At 65.1% G+C, this 18,782-nt stretch carries 19 protein-coding genes; 14 read left to right on the top strand and 5 right to left on the bottom strand.

What is annotated here, in order from left to right; all coding sequences use genetic code 11:
- The first annotated feature begins 75 nt into the window (after positions 1-75).
- From JYG34_RS06820 to JYG34_RS06795, 6 genes are all read left to right on the top strand, one after another.
- Positions 76-1,134, top strand: a complete 1,059-nt coding sequence (locus JYG34_RS06820; RefSeq protein ID WP_213660009.1) for an ABC transporter substrate-binding protein — start codon at positions 76-78, stop codon at positions 1,132-1,134.
- A gap of 146 nt (positions 1,135-1,280) precedes the next feature.
- The gene (locus JYG34_RS06815) at positions 1,281-2,087 is read left to right on the top strand and encodes an alkaline phosphatase family protein (RefSeq protein WP_213660008.1); all 807 of its coding nucleotides are present in this window, start codon (positions 1,281-1,283) and stop codon (positions 2,085-2,087) included.
- A complete protein-coding gene (locus JYG34_RS06810) occupies positions 2,084-2,923 on the top strand; it encodes an ABC transporter permease (protein WP_213660007.1) in 840 nt (279 codons plus the stop codon). The genes JYG34_RS06815 and JYG34_RS06810 overlap by 4 nt, the downstream gene beginning before the upstream one ends.
- Entirely contained in the window at positions 2,913-3,707 is a 795-nt protein-coding gene (locus tag JYG34_RS06805) for an ABC transporter permease (RefSeq protein WP_213660006.1), read from the top strand. The genes JYG34_RS06810 and JYG34_RS06805 overlap by 11 nt, the downstream gene beginning before the upstream one ends.
- A 1-nt stretch (position 3,708) precedes the next feature.
- Positions 3,709-4,698 carry an ABC transporter ATP-binding protein gene (locus JYG34_RS06800; RefSeq protein WP_213660005.1) on the top strand — a complete coding sequence of 330 codons (990 nt, stop codon included), beginning with the start codon at positions 3,709-3,711 and terminating at the stop codon, positions 4,696-4,698.
- Positions 4,699-4,711: 13 nt separating this feature from the next.
- Positions 4,712-5,365, top strand: a complete 654-nt coding sequence (locus JYG34_RS06795; RefSeq protein ID WP_213660004.1) for an HAD family hydrolase — start codon at positions 4,712-4,714, stop codon at positions 5,363-5,365.
- 59 nt (positions 5,366-5,424) lie between these two features.
- On the opposite strand, the gene JYG34_RS06790 is transcribed toward JYG34_RS06795, so the two are convergent.
- Positions 5,425-6,387: an NAD(P)H-quinone oxidoreductase gene (locus JYG34_RS06790; protein WP_213660003.1), complete on the bottom strand. Its 963-nt coding sequence runs from the start codon at positions 6,385-6,387 to the stop codon at positions 5,425-5,427.
- A gap of 142 nt (positions 6,388-6,529) precedes the next feature.
- Here JYG34_RS06790 and JYG34_RS06785 point away from each other — a divergent pair, with 142 nt between their 5' ends.
- Together JYG34_RS06785 and JYG34_RS06780 are read left to right on the top strand one after the other, a co-directional pair.
- A complete protein-coding gene (locus JYG34_RS06785; RefSeq protein WP_213660002.1) occupies positions 6,530-8,611 on the top strand; it encodes a carboxy terminal-processing peptidase in 2,082 nt (693 codons plus the stop codon).
- A 108-nt stretch (positions 8,612-8,719) separates the two neighbouring features.
- Positions 8,720-10,483 carry a bifunctional diguanylate cyclase/phosphodiesterase gene (locus JYG34_RS06780; RefSeq protein ID WP_213660001.1) on the top strand — a complete coding sequence of 588 codons (1,764 nt, stop codon included), beginning with the start codon at positions 8,720-8,722 and terminating at the stop codon, positions 10,481-10,483.
- An 88-nt stretch (positions 10,484-10,571) separates the two neighbouring features.
- On the opposite strand, the gene JYG34_RS06775 is transcribed toward JYG34_RS06780, so the two are convergent.
- The 4 genes from JYG34_RS06775 to JYG34_RS06760 all read right to left on the bottom strand — a co-directional run bounded on the left by JYG34_RS06775 (position 10,572) and on the right by JYG34_RS06760 (position 12,831).
- Positions 10,572-10,946 carry a hypothetical protein gene (locus tag JYG34_RS06775; protein WP_011532716.1) on the bottom strand — a complete coding sequence of 125 codons (375 nt, stop codon included), beginning with the start codon at positions 10,944-10,946 and terminating at the stop codon, positions 10,572-10,574.
- Positions 10,943-11,287, bottom strand: a complete 345-nt coding sequence (locus JYG34_RS06770; RefSeq protein WP_213660000.1) for a helix-turn-helix domain-containing protein — start codon at positions 11,285-11,287, stop codon at positions 10,943-10,945. The genes JYG34_RS06775 and JYG34_RS06770 overlap by 4 nt, the downstream gene beginning before the upstream one ends.
- A 90-nt stretch (positions 11,288-11,377) precedes the next feature.
- A complete protein-coding gene (locus tag JYG34_RS06765; protein ID WP_011532714.1) occupies positions 11,378-11,818 on the bottom strand; it encodes a YkvA family protein in 441 nt (146 codons plus the stop codon).
- A gap of 284 nt (positions 11,819-12,102) precedes the next feature.
- Entirely contained in the window at positions 12,103-12,831 is a 729-nt protein-coding gene (locus tag JYG34_RS06760; RefSeq protein ID WP_011532713.1) for an FKBP-type peptidyl-prolyl cis-trans isomerase, read from the bottom strand.
- Between the two features lie 258 nt (positions 12,832-13,089).
- Here JYG34_RS06760 and JYG34_RS06755 point away from each other — a divergent pair, with 258 nt between their 5' ends.
- The 6 genes from JYG34_RS06755 to JYG34_RS06730 all read left to right on the top strand — a co-directional run bounded on the left by JYG34_RS06755 (position 13,090) and on the right by JYG34_RS06730 (position 18,777).
- Positions 13,090-13,824: an AraC family transcriptional regulator gene (locus JYG34_RS06755; protein WP_213659999.1), complete on the top strand. Its 735-nt coding sequence runs from the start codon at positions 13,090-13,092 to the stop codon at positions 13,822-13,824.
- Between the two features lie 204 nt (positions 13,825-14,028).
- Positions 14,029-15,084, top strand: a complete 1,056-nt coding sequence (locus tag JYG34_RS06750) for an SDR family oxidoreductase (protein ID WP_249746223.1) — start codon at positions 14,029-14,031, stop codon at positions 15,082-15,084.
- Between the two features lie 5 nt (positions 15,085-15,089).
- Positions 15,090-16,349, top strand: a complete 1,260-nt coding sequence (locus JYG34_RS06745; RefSeq protein WP_249746222.1) for an aspartate aminotransferase family protein — start codon at positions 15,090-15,092, stop codon at positions 16,347-16,349.
- A 10-nt stretch (positions 16,350-16,359) separates the two neighbouring features.
- Positions 16,360-16,803, top strand: coding sequence for a type II toxin-antitoxin system RatA family toxin (locus tag JYG34_RS06740; RefSeq protein WP_213659997.1), 444 nt, complete (start codon positions 16,360-16,362; stop codon positions 16,801-16,803).
- 4 nt (positions 16,804-16,807) lie between these two features.
- Positions 16,808-17,953 carry an acyl-CoA dehydrogenase family protein gene (locus JYG34_RS06735; RefSeq protein WP_213659996.1) on the top strand — a complete coding sequence of 382 codons (1,146 nt, stop codon included), beginning with the start codon at positions 16,808-16,810 and terminating at the stop codon, positions 17,951-17,953.
- On the top strand, positions 17,950-18,777 hold the full coding sequence (locus JYG34_RS06730; protein WP_213659995.1) for an SDR family NAD(P)-dependent oxidoreductase: 828 nt from the start codon (positions 17,950-17,952) through the stop codon (positions 18,775-18,777). Before JYG34_RS06735 ends, JYG34_RS06730 begins: the two co-directional genes overlap by 4 nt.
- The last annotated feature ends 5 nt before the right edge of the window (positions 18,778-18,782 follow it).

Genomic DNA, 18,782 nt, shown 5'->3' with positions numbered 1-18,782 from the left:
GACCTAGACCAACGGTTCGCAAGCGCAGGTCCATTCATAACAACGAATGCAAGGCACCCACCAAAGGAGCTTCGGATGAAAAAGTTGTTCATGGCGTCACTGCTCGGTTCGGCCATCGCTTTTTGCACCACGGCCATGGCCGATGACCTCAAGGCCCTTGAAGACGCCGCCCGCAAGGAAGGCACGGTCAACAGCGTGGGCATGCCCGATGCCTGGGCCAACTGGAAAGGCACCTGGGAAGACCTGGCGAAAAAGTACGGCCTCAAGCACAGCGACACCGACATGAGCTCGGCTCAGGAAATCGCCAAGTTCGACGCGGAGAAGGACAACGCCAGCGCCGACATCGGCGACGTCGGCGCCGCCTTCGGCCCGATCGCCGCCACCAAGGGCGTGACCCAGCCGTACAAACCCAGCACCTGGGAACAGGTACCTGCGTGGGCCAAGGACAAGGACGGCCACTGGGCCCTGGCCTATACCGGCACCATCGCCTTCATCATCAACAAGGACCTGGTCAAGGAAGGCGAGCGCCCCGCCAGCTGGCACGACCTGGAGAAGGGCAAGTACAAGGTCGCCATCGGTGACGTCGGTACCGCCGCCCAGGCCGCCAATGGCGTGCTTGCCGCCGCCATCGCCTACAAGGGCGACGAGAGCAACATCGAGCCGGGCTTGCAGCTGTTCACCAAGCTGGCCCAGCAGAAACGCCTGTCGCTGGCCAACCCGACCATCCAGACCCTCGAGAAGGGCGAGGTGGAAGTCGGTGTGGTGTGGGACTTCAACGGCCTGAGCTACCGCGACCAGATCGACCCGAAGCGCTTTGAAGTGCTGATCCCGTCGGATGGTTCGGTCACCTCCGGCTACACCACCATCATCAACAAGTACGCCAAGCACCCGAACGCGGCGAAGCTTGCCCGCGAGTACATCTTCAGCGATGCCGGCCAGACCAACCTGGCCATCGGCCACGCCCGGCCGATCCGCGCCGAGCACCTGAAGCTGCCGGCGGACGTGCAGGCCAAGCTGCTGCCCAACGAGCAGTACAAGGCGGCCCAACCGATCAAGAACGCCGAAGCCTGGGAAGCGACCTCCAAGGCCCTGCCACAGAAGTGGCAGGAGCAGGTGATCATCGAGATGGAGTAAGGGGCGAGTTGACTAGCGCCTGAACCGGCCCTTTCGCGGGTAAACCCGCTCCCACAGGTGCCGTGCTGACCTTGAGGACAGCATCACTCCCTGTGGGAGCGGGTTTACCCGCGAAGAAGGCAACGCGGTACATGACTGGAGCCACCATGCAACACAACGTCATCCTGGTCCTGCTCGACGGCCTCAACCACCAGGTCGCGCACCACGCCATGGGCCACCTGCACGCCTACGTCGAGGCCGACCGCGCCGCGCTGTATCGCGTCGAATGCGAACTGCCGTCGCTGTCGCGGCCGCTGTACGAATGCATCCTCACCGGCGTGCCGCCCATCGACAGCGGCATCGTGCACAACAACGTCAACCGCCTGTCCAACCAACGCAGCGTGTTCCACTACGCCCGCGAGGCGGGCCTGGGCACCGCGGCGGCGGCCTACCACTGGATGAGCGAACTGTACAACCGCTCGCCCTTCGACCCGCTGCGCGACCGCCACACCCACGCACCGAAGCTACCCATCCAGCACGGCCTGTTCTATTACGCCGACCACTACCCCGATTCGCACCTGCTGGCCGACGCCGAGTACCTGCGCCGCCGCCACGCCCCCAACTTCCTGCTGGTGCACCCGATGAACATCGACGACGCCGGCCACCGCCACGGCCTGGACAGCAGCCAGTACCGCAACGCCGCGCGCAGCGCCGACATCCTGCTGGCCGACTACCTGCCACGCTGGCTGGAAGAGGGCTATCAGGTGCTGGTCACCGCCGACCACGGCATGAACAACGACCGCTCGCACAACGGCCTGCTGGCCGAGGAACGCGAAGTGCCGCTGTTCGTCTTCGGCGACGCGTTCAGCCTCGACCCCGCGGCCAAGCCATTGCAGACCGAACTGTGCGGCACGATCTGCGAACTGCTCGGCGCGCCCCACGACAAGCCGGTCTGCCGGGAGCTGCTCAAGTGAATGCAAGCCATCGCGGCCGCTACCTGGCCCTGCTCTGCCTGCTGCCGTTCGCCGTGTTCTTCATCATTTTCCAGGTCGCGCCGCTGGCCTGGGTCGCCCTCAACAGCCTGCAGAGCGAAAGCGGCTGGGGCCTGGCCAACTTCAGCAAGGTCTTCGCCTCGAAGTTCTACCTGCAGGCGCTGCAGCGCAGCCTGGAGATCAGCTTCTGGTCGAGCCTGTTCGGCATCGTCATCGCCACGCTGGGCGCCTATTCGTTGCGCCGGGTCGACTCTAAACTGCGCGACTTCGTCAGCGCCTTCGCCAACATGACCAGCAACTTCGCCGGCGTGCCGCTGGCGTTCGCCTTCATCATCCTGCTGGGTTTCAACGGCGCACTGACGCTGCTGCTCAAGCAGATGGGCCTGCTCGGTGATTTCAGCATCTATTCCAAGACCGGCCTGATCCTGGTCTACACCTACTTCCAGATCCCCCTGGGCGTGCTGCTGCTCTACCCCGCCTTCGACGCCCTGCGCGAAGACTGGCGCGAGTCCGCCGCGCTGCTGGGCGCCAGCCATTGGCAGTTCTGGCGGCATATCGGCCTGCCGGTGCTCACCCCGGCACTGCTGGGCACCTTCGTCATCCTGCTGGCCAACGCCCTGGGCGCCTATGCCACCGTCTATGCCCTGACCACCGGCAACTTCAACGTGCTACCGATCCGCATCGCCGGGCTGGTGGCCGGCGACATCAGCCTCGACCCGAACCTGGCCAGTGCCCTGGCGATGGTGCTGGTGGGGTTGATGACCGTGGTCACGGTGGTCCATCAATGGCTGCTCAAGAGGAGCTACCATGCGCGCTGAACACAACGCAGGCGGGCTCTACCACCGGGTGGTGGTCTACCTGCTGTTCCTGATCCTGCTGCTGCCGCTGGCCGGCACCCTGCTCTACTCGCTGGCCACCAGCTGGTCGGCGACCCTGCTGCCCAGTGGCCTGACCTTCAAGTGGTACCTCGCGCTGTGGAGCGAGCCGCGCTTCCTCGCCGCCTTCGGCCAGTCGCTGCTGGTGTGCGTGGGCGCGTTGCTGTTGTCGGTGGTGCTGATCCTGCCGCTGTTGTTCGTGGTGCATTACCACTTCCCGAAACTCGACGCGCTGATGAACGTGCTGATCCTGCTGCCGTTCGCGGTGCCGCCGGTGGTGTCGTCGGTGGGCCTGCTGCAGCTGTACGGCAGCGGGCCGATGGCCATGGTCGGCACACCCTGGATCCTGATCGGCTGCTACTTCACCATCGCCCTGCCGTTCATGTACCGGGCCATCACCAACAACCTGCAGGCCATCAACCTGCGCGACCTGATGGACGCCGCCCAACTGCTGGGCGCCAGCACCTGGCAGGCCGCCTTCCTGGTGGTGCTGCCCAACCTGCGCAAGGGCCTGATGGTGGCGCTGCTGCTGTCGTTCTCGTTCCTGTTCGGCGAATTCGTGTTCGCCAACCTGCTGGTGGGCACCCGCTACGAAACCCTGCAGGTGTACCTGAACAACATGCGCAACAGCAGCGGCCACTTCAACAGCGCCCTGGTGATCTCCTACTTCGCCTTCGTGCTGGTGCTGACCTGGGTCGCCAACCGCTTGAACAAGGACAAGACCTGACATGAGCTTCGTCAGCGTACAGAAACTGCAAAAAAGCTACGCCGGCAGCCCGGTGTTCGAGAACATCGACTGCCAGATCGAACGCGGCGAGTTCGTCACCCTGCTCGGCCCCTCCGGCTGCGGCAAGTCCACCCTGCTGCGCTGCATCGCCGGGCTGACACCGGTGGACCACGGGCGAATCCTGCTCGATGGCCAGGACATCGTCCCGCTCAGCCCGCAGAAGCGCGGCATCGGCATGGTGTTCCAGAGCTACGCGCTGTTCCCCAACATGACCGTGGAGCAGAACGTCGCCTTCGGCCTGCGCATGCAGAAGGTCAAGGCCGACGAAAGCCAGGCCCGGGTGCGTGAGGTGCTCGACCTGGTGGAGCTGGGCAGCTTTGCCGGCCGCTACCCGCATCAACTGTCCGGTGGCCAATGCCAGCGCGTCGCTCTTGCCCGTTCACTGGTCACCCGCCCGCGCCTGCTGCTGCTCGACGAGCCGCTGTCGGCACTGGATGCGCGCATCCGCAAGCACCTGCGCGAGCAGATCCGCGCGATCCAGCGCGAGCTGGGGCTGACCACCATCTTCGTCACCCACGACCAGGAAGAAGCGCTGACCATGTCGGACCGCATCGTCCTGATGAACCAGGGGCGCATCGTCCAGAGCGGCGACGCCGAGACCCTCTACACCGCCCCTGTCGACCTGTTCGCCGCGGGCTTCATCGGCAACTACAACCTGCTCGACGCCGAAAGCGCCAGCCGCCTGCTGCAACGCCCGGTGGCCAGCCGCCTGGCCATCCGCCCGGAGTCCATCACCTTGAGTTTGAACGGTGAACTGGACGGCGAGGTACGCAGCCACAGCCTGCTGGGCAACGTCATCCGCTATCGGGTGAAGGTACGCGATGTGGAGCTGGTGGTGGACGTGCTCAACCGTTCGGCGGCAGACCTGCACGCCGACGGCCAGCGGGTATCCTTGTCGATCGACCCCACGGCGCTACGGGAAGTAGCCTAAGGAGCATCAACGCATGGCACTGGCAATTTTCGATCTGGACGAAACCCTCATCCATGGCGACTGCGCGTCGCTGTGGAGCGCGCAGATGGCCCGGCTGGGCTGGGTCGACGGCAAGGCGTTCCTCAAGCGCGACCATGAGCTGATGGAGGCCTACGGCAAGGGCCACCTGGCCATGGAGGACTACATGGCCTTCAGCCTGGAGCCCATCGCCGGGCGCACCCTGGAAGAGGTCGAGCACCTGGTCGAGCCGTGGGTGGAGGATGTGATCGAGCCGATCATCTATGGCGATGCCTGCCGCTGCATCGCCGAGCACCGCAAGCGTGGCGACCGGATCCTGATCATCTCGGCGAGCGGCGCGCACCTGGTGGGGCCGATCGCGGCACGCCTGGGCGTGGATGAATACCTGGCGATCGAACTGGAGGCGGTGAACGGAGTGTTTACCGGCAAGACCCACGGTGTGTTGACCTACCGTGAAGGCAAGATCACTCGGTTGCTGGCGTGGCTGGACCAGGAGCAGGAGAACCTGGAGGGGGCGAGTTTCTATTCCGACTCAAGGAACGACTTGCCGTTATTGCTGAAGGTGGATTATCCGAACGTGGTCAATCCGGATTCTGTGTTGCGTGAACATGCCGAAATCAATGGCTGGCCGATTCTGAGCTGGACCTGAGATCTGTTGCACCAGTTCCGGCCCTTTCGCGGGCAAGCCCGCGAAGAGGCCGGACCTGTTTACGCCAGGCTCGGATCGATCACCATGACCAACTTGCCCGACACCTGGTTGCTCTCAAGCTCGGCATACGCCGCCTGGGCGAACTCAACCGGATAGGTATCGACCAACTGCGGTGACAACCGCCCTTCACTGAACAATGGCCACACCTGCTGCTGCAGCTCGCGCAGCAACTCGGCCTTGAACCCGTCGTCCCGATTGCGCAGGGTCGACCCGGTGATCTCCAGGCGCTTGCCCAGCACCAGCGCCAGGTCCAGCTCGAACTTGCGTCCGCCCATCAAACCAATGATCACCCAGCGCCCGTCGCGGGCCAGCACCTTGAGGTTCAACTGCCCGTAACCGGCACCCACCGGATCGAGGATCACATCGAACGGCCCGAGTTGCTCCAGTTCATCGAGGTTGGCGTTGCGCACCACGCCACCCGCCGCGCCCAGGCCCTGGCAGTAGGCCAGGCGCTCCGGCGAACCCACGCTGACCCACACCGGGCTACCGAAAGCCTTGCACAGCTGGATCGCTGCCGAACCCACGCCACTGGCCCCGGCATGCACCAGCACCTTCTCGCCGGCCTTCAGGCCACCGAGCTGGAAGATGTTCAACCAGGCCGTGGCATACACCTCGGGCAACGCCGCCGCTTCGTGCAGGCTCAGGCCCTCGGGCACCGGCAGCACATGGCGGGCATCGACCACCACTTCCTCGGCCATGGCCCCGCTGGCCAGCAGCGCGCACACCCGGTCACCCACGCGCCAGTCAGCGCCGGCACCGACTTCCTCGACCACGCCGGCGCATTCCAGGCCCATGTACGGACTGGCGCCTGGCGGTGGCGGATACAGCCCCTTCATCTGCAACAGGTCGGCGCGGTTCAGCCCCGCGGCAGCCACGCGAATACGCACCTGCCCCGCGTCACAGGCCGGACGATCGGCCTCGACCCAGGCCACATGTCCGTCAACGCCTTGCAATGCCTTCACAGTGCCTCCATAGTTGAATCATATGACTGAGCCTGGGCGAGCACGTCCCAGGCTTTTTGCAGTATGCGTCCGGTTTCATGGAACCGGCGAACGGAAAAGACGGCCTACTATGCGTGATCAATTGCCTCCACGTCGAATCAGCATGAAGCATTTCCTCCCCAGCACCGCCCTCGCCCTGGTGATCGGGCTCGGCAGCCTCGCGCTCGGTGGCAATGCGGCCGCCGCCAACAAGTGGGACAGCCTGCAGCCGGACCGCGACGAGGTCGTCGCCAGCCTCAACATCGTCGAACTGCTCAAGCGCCACCACTACAGCAAGCCGCCACTGGACGACGCCCGTTCGGTCATCATCTATGACAGCTACATCAAGCTGCTCGACCCTTCGCGCAGCTACTTCACCGCTGCGGATATCGCCGAATTCGACAAGTGGAAGACCCAGTTCGACGACTTCCTCAAGAGCGGCAACCTCGACCCCGGCTTCACCATCTACAAGCGCTACCTGGACCGCGTGAAGCAGCGTCTGGACTTCGCCCTCAACGAACTGAACAAAGGCGTCGACAAGATCGACTTCACGGTGAAGGAAGACCTGCTGGTCGACCGCAAGGACGCCCCGTGGATGAAGAACCAGGCCGAGCTCGACGACCTGTGGCGCAAACGCGTCAAGGACGAGGTACTGCGCCAGAAGATCTCCGGCAAGGAGCTCAAGCAGGTCCAGGAAACCCTCACCAAGCGCTACAAGAACCAGCTGTCGCGCCTGGACCAGACCCGTGCCGAAGACATCTTCCAGGCCTACATCAACACCTTCGCCCAATCCTACGACCCGCACACCAACTACCTGTCGCCGGACAACGCCGAGAACTTCGACATCAACATGAGCCTGTCGCTCGAAGGCATCGGCGCGGTGCTGCAAAGCGACAACGACCAGGTCAAGATCGTGCGCCTGGTGCCGGCTGGCCCGGCGGCGAAAACCAAACAGGTCGCCCCCGCCGACAAGATCATCGGCGTCGCCCAGGGCAACAAGGAAATGGTAGACGTGGTCGGCTGGCGCCTGGACGAAGTGGTCAAGCTGATCCGCGGCCCGAAAGGTTCGGTGGTGCGCCTGGAGGTCATCCCGGCCAGCAACGCACCGAACGACCAGACCAGCAAGATCGTCGCAATCACCCGCGAAGCCGTGAAGCTCGAGGAGCAGGCGGCGAAAAAGTCGGTGCTCAAGCTCAAGCAGGACGGCCGCGACTACAAGCTGGGGATCATCGAGATCCCGGCCTTCTACCTGGACTTCAAGGCCTACCGCGCGGGTGACCCGGACTACAAGAGCACCACCCGCGACGTGAAGAAACTGCTGACCGAACTGCAGAAGGAAAAAGTCGACGGCGTGGTCATCGACCTGCGCAACAACGGTGGCGGCTCGCTGCAGGAAGCCACCGAACTGACCAGCCTGTTCATCGAGAAAGGCCCGACCGTGCTGGTGCGCAATGCTGACGGCCGTGTCGACGTGCTCGAGGACGAGAACCCCGGCGCCTTCTACAAAGGCCCGCTGGCGCTGCTGGTCAACCGCCTCTCGGCGTCCGCCTCGGAGATCTTCGCCGGTGCCATGCAGGACTACCACCGCGCGCTGATCATCGGTGGCCAGACCTTCGGCAAGGGCACCGTGCAAACCATCCAGCCGCTCAACCACGGCGAGCTCAAGCTCACCCTGGCCAAGTTCTACCGGGTTTCCGGGCAGAGCACCCAGCACCAGGGCGTGCTGCCGGACATCGCCTACCCATCGATCATCGATACGAAGGAAATCGGCGAAAGCGCGCTGCCTGAAGCCATGCCCTGGGACACTATTCGCCCGGTGGTCAAGCCGGCCTCTGACCCGTTCAAGCCGTTCCTGGCCCAGCTCAAGGCGCAGCATGACGCACGCAGCGACAAGGACGCCGAGTTCGTCTACATCCGCGACCGCCTGGCATTGACCCAGAAGCTGATGAACGAGAAGACCGTCAGCCTCAACGAGCAGGAGCGTCGCGCCCGCCACGACGAGATCGAGGCCAAGCAGTTGGCCCTTGAGAACATTCGTCGCAAGGCCAAGGGCGAGGAGCCGCTCAAGGAGCTGAAGAAGGAAGACGAGGATGCGCTGCCGGCCGAGCCGGAAGACACCAAGCCCGAGGACGACGCCTACCTCTCCGAGACAGGCCGCATCCTGCTCGACTACCTGGGCCTGAGCACTTCGGTGGCCAAGCACTGAAGTGATGGCAAAATAATGTGACCTGTCATCAAACAGTCATCGGGCTGTCGTGAAATAGAAGGGCCGGACGTGCAAGCGTCCGGCCTTTTTTCATTCAGGAAGCAGTCCATGACCGTCACCGAACAGCTCAGCGCATTGAGCGCCATCCTGGCTCAACGCAGCGTCCACAGCCTGTTCCAACCCATCGTCTGCCTGTCCGAACGCCGCATCCTCGGTTACGAGGCCCTCAGCCGCGGCCCGTCCAACAGCCCGTTGCACTCACCGTTGAACCTGTTCGCCATCGCCCGCCAGGCCGGGCGCCTGAGCGAGCTGGAAGTGCTGTGCCGGGAAAGCGCCTGCCGCCGTTTCAGCGAGCAGGGCCTGGAAGGCAAGCTGTTCCTCAACATCTCGCCGGAATCGCTGCTCGAACCCCACCACCCGTCCGGGCGCACCCTGAAGATGCTCGAACAGGTCGGCCTGCCGCCCAGCCGCGTGGTCATCGAGCTGACCGAACAGACCCCCACCGAAGACTTCCAGTTGCTGTACAACGCCCTGCACCACTACCGTGACATGGGTTTTTCCATTGCCCTGGACGACCTTGGAGCGGGCTATTCGAGCCTGCGCCTGTGGTCGGAACTGCGCCCCGACTACGTGAAGATCGACCGCCATTTCATCGACGGTATTCACCTGGACCCGCTCAAGCGCGAGTTCGTCGGCTCCATCCTGCAGATCGCCCGCGCTTCCCGCGCCCAGGTGATCGCCGAAGGTATCGAGCTGAAAGATGAACTGGCGGTACTCGGCGAGATGGGCGTCGACCTGGTGCAGGGCTACCTGCTTGGCCGTCCCCAGGAGTTTCCACACCGCGATACCCTCACCCTGCTGCCCCAGGCGCCGGGTACCGGCGTGGCCCTGGGCGAAGACAGCCACGACCTCAGCGCCCTGCTCATCGAGCAACCGGCGGTGACCCTCGACACCGCCACGCAGCACGTGCTCGAAGCCTTTCGCCGGCAAGCCAACCTGAACTCCCTGGCGGTGCTGGACGAGCGCGGCAAACCGTGTGGCATCGTGCATCGCCATTCGCTGGCCGATGCCCTGCTCAAGCCCTTCGGCACCGACCTGTTCGCGCGCAAGCCGATCAGCCGGCTGATGAGCCAGGACTACCTGGCCGTCGAGCGCGGCCAATCGCTGCAACAGGTCAGCCGACTGCTCACCAGCCGAGCCCGCCAGCGTATCGAGGAAGATTTCATCATCACCCAGAGCGGCCGTTACCAGGGGCTGGGGCGGGTGATCGACGTACTCAAACTGATCACCGAGCAGAAGCTCCAGCAGGCCCGGCATGCCAACCCGCTGACCCTCCTGCCGGGCAACGTGCCGATCCAGCAGTGCCTGGCCCGCCTGCTGGAACAGCGGCGCGAGGCGGCGGTGTGCTACGTCGATATCGACAGTTTCAAACCGTTCAACGACATCTACGGCTACGCCCGGGGCGATGAAGTGCTGCTGTGCCTGGCCCAGTGCCTGAACGATTGCGTGGATCCGAGCCGCGACTTCGTCGGGCATATCGGCGGGGACGATTTCATGCTGGTGCTGGGGTCCAGCGACTGGCGCACGCGCCTGCAACTGCTGCTGGAAGCCTTTGCCCGGCAGTGTCGGCGCTTCTACCGCAGCGAGCACCTGGAGGCGGGGTGTTTCACCTCGCACAACCGCCAGGGCCAGCGCGAGACCTTTGCGTTGCTGTCGCTCTCGATCGGGGTGGTGTGGCTGGCGGCCGGGAGCAGCCTTGAACTGGATGCCGGGCAATTGGCGGAACTGGCCTCCCAGGCCAAGCGCCAGGCCAAGGATACCCTCGGGTCGAGCCTGAGCCTGATTGATACCACACTGCAGGAGCGGCTTTAGCCGCGATCACCCGCGAAACGGGTGCCAGGTAACGCGTTGCCTGCATCGCGGCTGAAGCCGCTCCTACAGTGGTGTGTTGGTATGAACATCAGGCCCGTTCGGCTTCCGGATAGCGGTACTCGAACACCCGCACCACTTCCGAGGCATGCCAGGACGCCGCCTCCATGCCATCCACCGGCCCCGAGAACCGCCCCAGCCGCTCGACGCACTCGAAGAACCCGGTACGCGGCAGGCGGCTGGCGCCCTGGCTGATCACCAGCGAGCTGCGCAAGGGCTGCTCGGCGCGGGCATCGAGCACGGCGAGATACTCCAGGGCGGCGGTCAGGGTCTGCATGGCCGGGCTGGGTAACTGCAGACGCTCAAGCAGCGCCCGGTAGGTGAGCAGGTGGCGTTGACGGCGGGCCAGGTCGAGCTCGGTCAACAGGTTCTCCCATTGCTGACGGCTGATCCTGACCTGGCTCATGACGGTTCGCTCCAGCCCGCCACGCCCAGGTGCCAGGCCAGGCTGCGCAGGATCGCCGCATCCGGGCGACGCTCGCCGGCCTCGATCATGGCCAGATAAGCCGGGCTGATGCCGACCGTGCGCGCCAGCTGTTCTGGTGCCAGGCCTTTGGCCTGACGCAACGACGCCAGCTGGTCCAATGAAGACAAGCTGGCGTTTTGAGGTGTGCTTTCGATGTTGTCGGTGGAGCTTGATGCGTTGGCAGGTGCCTGGCCTGCGGCCGCGAGCAGCGCCTGGTATTGCTCCCAGGGCACGACGGCGTACTCGGGCTGACCGTCCCGGCTGATGACCTGAATACCCATAACAACCCCCTTGACGTTGGATCACGGCATGTAATCCGTAGGCATAACGCTTATGCCAATTATATTACCAACCTCGGGGATCCGGTGAACTCAGTTGCCAGGTCGTTCCAGGCGCAGGGCTTCAGGGGTATCCGGCAGGCGCTCGACCACACGCAGTTTCTCCGGGGCCTGGCTGTCGCGCCAGGCCTTGAAGCGGCCCAGCTCGTCGGCGACGGTCTTGAGCACCCAGCCCAGCACGGCGATGTCGTCGAGCAGACCGACACCGAGCAACCAGTCGGGGATCGCGTCCAGCGGGCTGACGAAGTACAACAGCCCGGCGACGATGGTGACCAGCGCCTTGGGGCTCACCGCACGGTACTCGCCACGCCACCAGGCCAGGCACAGCGCCTGCATCAGCCGCACATCCTCACGCAGTTGCCCCAGCTTGGGGCCCTTGCGGGCCACGGCGAACAGCAGCGCCGGCAAGCGCCCGCGGCTGAGCAGGCGCTCGGCCAAGGGCAGGAAGCGGGCAAAATTCCAGGGTGCGCTCATGATACCTCCAGAGGAGCCAGGAAGGTTATCCACAAAAATTGTGGATAACCTTGTGAACAGGGTCGCCTTCACGGCACAAGGTGCCCGTCAGCCAAGGGCCGGGCACGAATCGGGCGTTTTTTACACAGTCGTTTCAATGACGCAAACGTTTTGCGACAACCACACCCGTGTTCGCGCGCCAGCATAGGTTGCGACAGTGGCGCAGGCCATCCGTTCGCGTCAAGCGCCCCTGAAAACGACGACGCCCCGTCGAAACGGGGCGCCAGGGGGAAGCAAGCCAGGGTTTACTTGGCGGGCGCTTCTTCGACTTCAGCCTTGCTCAGGTCCTTGATGCCCAGCAGTTCCAGGTCGAATACCAGGACCGAGTTGGCCGGGATCAGCGGGCTCGGGCTCTGGGCGCCATAAGCCAGTTCAGCCGGGATGTACAGCTTGTACTTCTCGCCGACGTGCATCAGTTGCAGGCCTTCGACCCAGCCCGGGATCACGCCGCTGACCGGCAGGTCGATCGGGCTGCCGCGCTCGACGGAGCTGTCGAACACCTTGCCATCGATCAGCTTGCCTTCGTAGTGGACAGTGACCACGTCGGTTGGTTTGGGCTGCGGGCCGTCGGCCTTCTTGACCACTTCGTACTGCAGGCCGGAAGCGGTGGTGACCACACCTGGTTTCTTGGCGTTTTCCTCGAGGAATTTCTTGCCGCTGGCGGCCGCTTCCTCGCTGGCCTTGGCCAGGCGCTCTTCGGCGCGCTTCTGCAGGGCGCTGAAGGCCTCGACCAGCTCTTCATCTTTCAGGCGCTGTTCTTTCTTGCCGACAGCGTCTTCGATACCTTGGGCGACGGCTTTGGAGTCCAGGTCGTCCATGCCTTCCTGAGCCAGGCTCTTGCCCATGTTCAGGCCGATACCGTAGGAGGCTTTCTGTGCCGGAGTCTTCAGCTCGACGCTGCTGGTCTGGGCGTCGCAACCGGCCAGGACCAGGCCTACCAGGGCAACCGCAGCCGCCAAACGATGCTGTTTCATGCTATTTCCTTGTTCATGCGCCATAGGGGCAATCAGGGTAAAGCCGCGAGCTTATCAGGCGGCCACGACCAATGGCTACCGGCATGAGAGCGACAAAAGTCCTAGAAGTTCAAGTACTGAAACGGCTGGCGTCAGTGCAAATGATTATATGTTGCGAATTGTATCGACCGACATATATCAGACCGTTATCATGGCCGGCGATTCAGCGGCTGGCCGAGGGACGGCCAGCCTGTCAGGGACGGGCTTCAGGGACGTGCGATGAGATGGGATGGCGAGGTGACTTTCGGTGACTACTGGCTGGGCTATACCGGCACGGCCGACCAGACCAGCGCCCATGCCCACGTCGCCATCCAGCTCTGTATCGGCCTGCGCGGTGATATCACCGTGGAGCTCGCCGACCGCGCGCTGACCGGCGCCGGGGTGATCATCGGCCCCTTCGTCGACCACCGCTCGCTGCCCAGCCCCGACCGCATCGCATTCCTCTACCTCTATCCCGACGCCCCGCTGGGCCGGGCGCTGAATGCCCTGGTCGACACCAGCGGCACGGCAGTGGCCAGCGCCGAGATCGTCAACTGCATCCGCCAAGCCGACAGCTTCCAGGAGGTGGTCGAAACCCTGGAGCGCCTGCTGGTGACCGACGATGCCTTCGACCCTCGGCTCTCCAATGCCCTGCACCTGTTGCGCGACGATTGCGCGGGGATCGGCGCGATCTCCCGCGCGGCCAGTGCCGTCGGCCTTTCCAGCCCGCGCCTGCGCTTCTTCGCCACCCGCCATATGGGCGTGCCGCTCTCGCAATGGATCATCTGGCGCAAGCTCGAACGTGCCTGCCACGCCCTCGCCCACGATGCCAGCCTCACTGACGCGGCCATGGCCGGCGGTTTCGCCGACCAGGCCCACCTCACCCGCATGATGCGGCGCATGGTCGGGATGTCGCCCAGCCGCGTCGCCATGGTGCTGCGCAATACGAGCGATTCGTTCAAGAATCAGCAGTAGTGAAACGCCATCATCCCTTCCGACCTCCGCTGACCGGGATCTCCACTTCCTAGCGCAGGCATTGCCGCCGGCCCAGGCCGGCTTTTTTCTTCGTTTCGATCACGTGGTCGCTTGCACAGGCGTGCAAGCGGCCGCCCATGAAAACTGCCATTTCACCCACTTTCTGCGAGCAAGGAGTGCAAGCACATGTCCGGCCCCTCACGGATGACTGTTTTCCTTACCGGCGGTGCCGGCGTACTGGGCGATACCTTGATTGACCAACTGGCCGAGCGCTACGACCTGATTTGCCTGACCCGGCGCAGCGCGATTCGCCACCCCGGCGTCGAAACCCTGCGCGGCGATATCTGCCAGCCACGCCTGGGCCTGAGCGCCGCCGACTACCTGGCCCTGCTGCCACGCATCGACTGGGTGATCCACAGCGCCGCCATCACCCGCCTGGACGGCCACGCCGAAGCCGTGTTCTCGGTCAACTACCAGGGTACCGAGCAGGTGCTGCAGTTGGTGCGCGACGCCCAGGTGCCGCTCTACCACATCAGCACCGCGTTCACCCACCCATGCGACTACCACGCCGGCGTGATGCCCTCGACGCCCTACGAGATCGTCAAGCGCCAGGCCGAGACCCTGGTGCGCGAAGCCGGTGTCCCGGTGTCGATCTTCCGCCCATCGATCATCATCGGCGACAGCCAGACCGGCCACATGCCGATCCTGCAAGGGTTCCACCTGACCATGGGGCTGATGATGTCGGGCTACCTGCCGATCATCCCGTGCCCCGAGAATGGTCGGGTCGACGTGATCGCCCGCGACGTCGCCGCCGCGGCCATCGTCAGCGCGCTGGACCAGCGCCTGATCGGCGACGACTACTTCCTCAGCAACGGCCCGCAGGCACTGGACATCCGCACGCTGCTGGACCTGATGTGCCTGGAGATGGACCAGCAAGGCAAGCCGTTCCAGCGCCCGCGCTGCATGAACCCCGACATCTACGAGCGCCTGGTACGCCCGGTGTTCCTGCCTGCGCTTGAGGAAAACATCCGCGCGGCCCTCGGCCGGGCCACCCAGCTATGCCGCTACGCCAGCCTGCTGCAGCCACTGCCCAGCTCACTGGCAGAGCTGCTGCCGGCCAGGCGCCTGGCGCAACGCTCGCCGCGCGAAGAGCTGGCGCTCACCCTCGCCCGCCTGTCGCCCAAGCTCTCGGCCATGCAACGCATGCTGAAAGTGCCCACCCCGGCGCAACGCCGCGCCGACGTCGCCCTGGAGGCCTGAGCACGATGAACAGCTTCAGCACAATGCCCGATGTCTTCGACACGGCGCTGATCCAGCAGCAGTACCGTGACCACGTCAACGCCGGCTACGCCCGCCTGGCCTCGATGATGAACCTGCCGATCGAGGCCTCGAGCGCCGGGGTGTACCTGTTCGACAGCCAGGGCAATCGTTACCTGGACGCCGGTGGCTATGGCGTGTTCCTGCTGGGCCATGGGCACCCCGACGTACTCGAACGGGTCAGCCACCAGCTGCACAGCCATCCGCTGGCCAGCAAGCTGCTGCTCAACCCCTACCAGGCCCAGGCCGCCGCGGCACTGGCCGCGGTCTGCCCCGGCGACTTGCAGTACGTGTATTTCTGCAGCTCCGGCACCGAGGCCACCGAGGCGGCGCTCAAGCTGGCCTGGCTCAACGACTGCAAGCACGTGGTCTCGACCGTCGGCGGCTACCACGGCAAGACCTTGGGCGCGCTGGCGGTGACCGGCCGGGAGCTCTATCGCTCGCCGTTCGCCAACCGTCTTGGCGAGAGCCAGTTCGTGCCGTTCGGCGATATCGAGGCGCTGCGCCACACCCTCGAAGCCCTGCCAGATCGGGCCTGCGTGATCCTCGAGCCGGTGCAGGCCGAAGCCGGTGTGATCCTGCCGCCGCCCGGTTACCTGCGCCAGGTGCGCGAGCTGTGCGACCGCCACAACGCGGTGCTGATCGCCGACGAGATCCAGTCGGGCCTGGGCCGCACCGGGCGCTGGTGGGCCTGCGACCACGAAGGCGTGGTGCCCGACATCCTGCTGGTGGGCAAGAGCCTGTCCGGCGGCTGCGTGCCGGTCAGCGCCATGGTCTGCACCCCCGACATCCAGGCGCCGCTCAACCGCAACCCGTTGATGCACACCACCACCTTCGGCGCCAACCCACTGGCCATGGCCGCGGTGCTGGCCACGCTGCAGGTCATGCAGCGCGACGGCCTGGTGGAACGGGCCGAAGCCCTGGGCCAGCAGGTGCAAAGCGGCCTGCAAGCCGTGCTGCGCGAACAACCCCGCGCCGACCAGGTGCGCTTGCGCTGCGCCGGCCTGCTGCTGGGGCTGGAGTTCGCCGACGCGGGGCTGGCCGCCAACATGGTCATGCACCTGATCGACCAGCGCATCGTCGTCAATCACTCGCTCAACGATCACCGGGTGATCCGCCTCACGCCACCCGCGCTGTACAGCGACAGCGATGTGGCCTGGCTGCTGGACGGCCTCGCCACCGCCCTCGCCCGCACTTTCACCCAATAAGGAGAGCGACATGAAAGAAGTCAGCCTTAACGCCTACGTTCCCAGCCAGAGCGCCGAACAGGTGTATGCCGCCATCAGCAACTTCAGCCTGTACCCGCAACTGTGCGAGTCGGTGCGCAACATCGAGATCGAATCGATCGACGACAACCAGGTGCTCAGCAATTGGGAGGTGAACTTCCACAGCGGCATTCTCAAGTGGCAGGAGCGCGATGTCTTCGACCCCGCCAACCTGCATATCCACTTCCGCCAGACCGCCGGCGACATCGACCACTTCTCGGGGTACTGGCAGGTCAGCGAAGCACCCGAGGGCGCCAGCATCGCCTTCCACTCCTGCTTCGACCTGGGCATGCCGATGCTCGCCGACATGCTCGACCCGGTGGCCCGCCAGGCGATCCGCGACAACATCAGCGCCATCATCAATGGCCTGTTCCCGAACAGTCAGATCAAGGATTGATGTAATGCCCTTGTCATTGCTACAGCGCTCCAGGCAGACCCTGGAACACTTCGCCCCCGGCTTCGCCCGCTTGCTGGCGGAGCTGCCCTTCGACCAGCGCGAAGCCCATGGCAGTCCGGTCGTGGACTGGTTCAAGCGCACCGGCCCGGTGGGCCTGCTGGTGCCCAAGGCGGCTGGCGGCCTGGGTGCCACGGCGCTCGAGGCGGTACAGGTGCAGGTGGCCATCGGCGCCCTGTCGCCCTCGCTGGCGATCGCCAGCACCATGCACCAGTTCTCCGTCGCCAGCCTGGTCGCCGTGGCGGCCAAGGGCGCGGGCGCCGAAGGCTTGCTGTTGTCGGCCATCGCCCAGCAGCGCCTGCTGGTAGCCTCAGGCTTCGCCGAGGGCGTGCCGGGGGGCGGCATCCTCGACGCCGGCATGGAAGCGGTGCGCCTGGCCGACGGCGTGCGCCTCAACGGCAGCAAGCAACCCTGCAGCCTGGCCAGCTCCATGGACCTGCTGACCGCCAGCTTCAGCCGTGACACCGAACAGGGCGAAGAGCTGATGATCGCCTTGATTCCAGCAGCGGCACCGGGCATGAGCCGTCACCCGTTCTGGGCCAACAGCGCGCTGGCCGGGGCCCAGAGCCTGGAGCTGCGCCTGGAGGACGTCTATGTCAGCGACAAGATGATCTTCTCGGCCGGGCTCAAGGCGCAGCTGGGCGAAGTGCAGACCATCGGCTTCGTCTGGTTCGAGCTGCTGATCTGCGCCACCTACCTGGGCGCTTGCCTGGGGATGGCCGAGACCGTGGTCGGCGAGCGACGCTGGAACGACCTGCAGCGTGTCGAACTGGCCAGCCAGCTGCAACTGTGCCTGAGCGCCGTCGAGGGCCTGGCCCATGAAGTCGAGCACCTGGACGACGGTGCGGACGACCTGCTGGCGCGCCTGCTGCTGACCCGCTACGGCATCGAGCAACAGCTGGCCCGGGCCTCGGACCTGGCCCAGCAGATGCTGGGAGGCCTGGCGTTCATCCGCAGCAACGACACCAGCAACTGGCTGAACAGCACCCGTGGCCTGCAATTCCACCCGCCGGGGCGCTTCAGCATGTCGGCCAACCTCGACCACTACCTGCACACCGCCACCTTCAGCATCGCCAAGGGAGCCAACGCGTGAACCTGCACAACAAGATCGTCGTCATGACCGGCGCGGCACGCGGCCTCGGCCTGCACACAGCGCGCAAACTCAAGCGCCAGGGCGCCACGGTGATCGGCATCGATCGCCTCGAACCCCAGGCCGCCGTCGACTTCGACGCCTACTACCAGCTCGACCTGTGCGACCAGGCCCGGGTGAACGAGACGGTCGACGCGATCCAGGACCGTTTCGGCGACATCGACATCCTGGTGAACAACGCCGGCGTGCTCACCCTCGAGCGCGGCGAGACCGGGGTCAACGATGACGTGCGCCGTGCCCTGGAGATCAACCTGCTGGCGCCCTGGCAGTTGACCGCGCGGTTCCTGCCGGCGCTGCTGCGCACCCGCGGCAAGGTGGTCAACGTGTCCTCGCTGTTCGCCCTGGTCAACGCGCCCTATGTGGCCGCCTATGCCACCAGCAAGCGCGCCATGAGCGCCTACTCCGACGTGCTGCGCATGCAGTACCCGGGGCAGCTGGACGTGGTCACGGTGTTCCCCGGCTTCATCGACACCGCCATCCACGACCCGGCCGAACGGGTGGGCTTGTCGGTCAAGCGCCTGGTCAGCTTCAAGCGCGGCGACCGCGTGCTGCTGTCGCTGGAGGAAAAGCTCGACGACGCCAGCAACGGGCTGCTGCGGGCCTGCGTCAAGCGCGGCCTGCGCAACCGTGGCCTGACCTTCCTCGGTAGCGTGGCGATGTACACCGCGCGCTGGTTGCCGAGCCTGGTCGACGCCTTCATCGGCCTGCGCCTGCGCAGCCTGAGCAAGGCCGGGCAACTGGCGCTCAAGCCTGAACTGATCGACTGAGGCCC

This window comes from Pseudomonas entomophila, assembly GCF_018417595.1.
Classification (GTDB): Bacteria; Pseudomonadota; Gammaproteobacteria; order Pseudomonadales; family Pseudomonadaceae; genus Aquipseudomonas; species Aquipseudomonas entomophila_C.
This window is presented reverse-complemented; position numbering and strand designations above follow the sequence as displayed.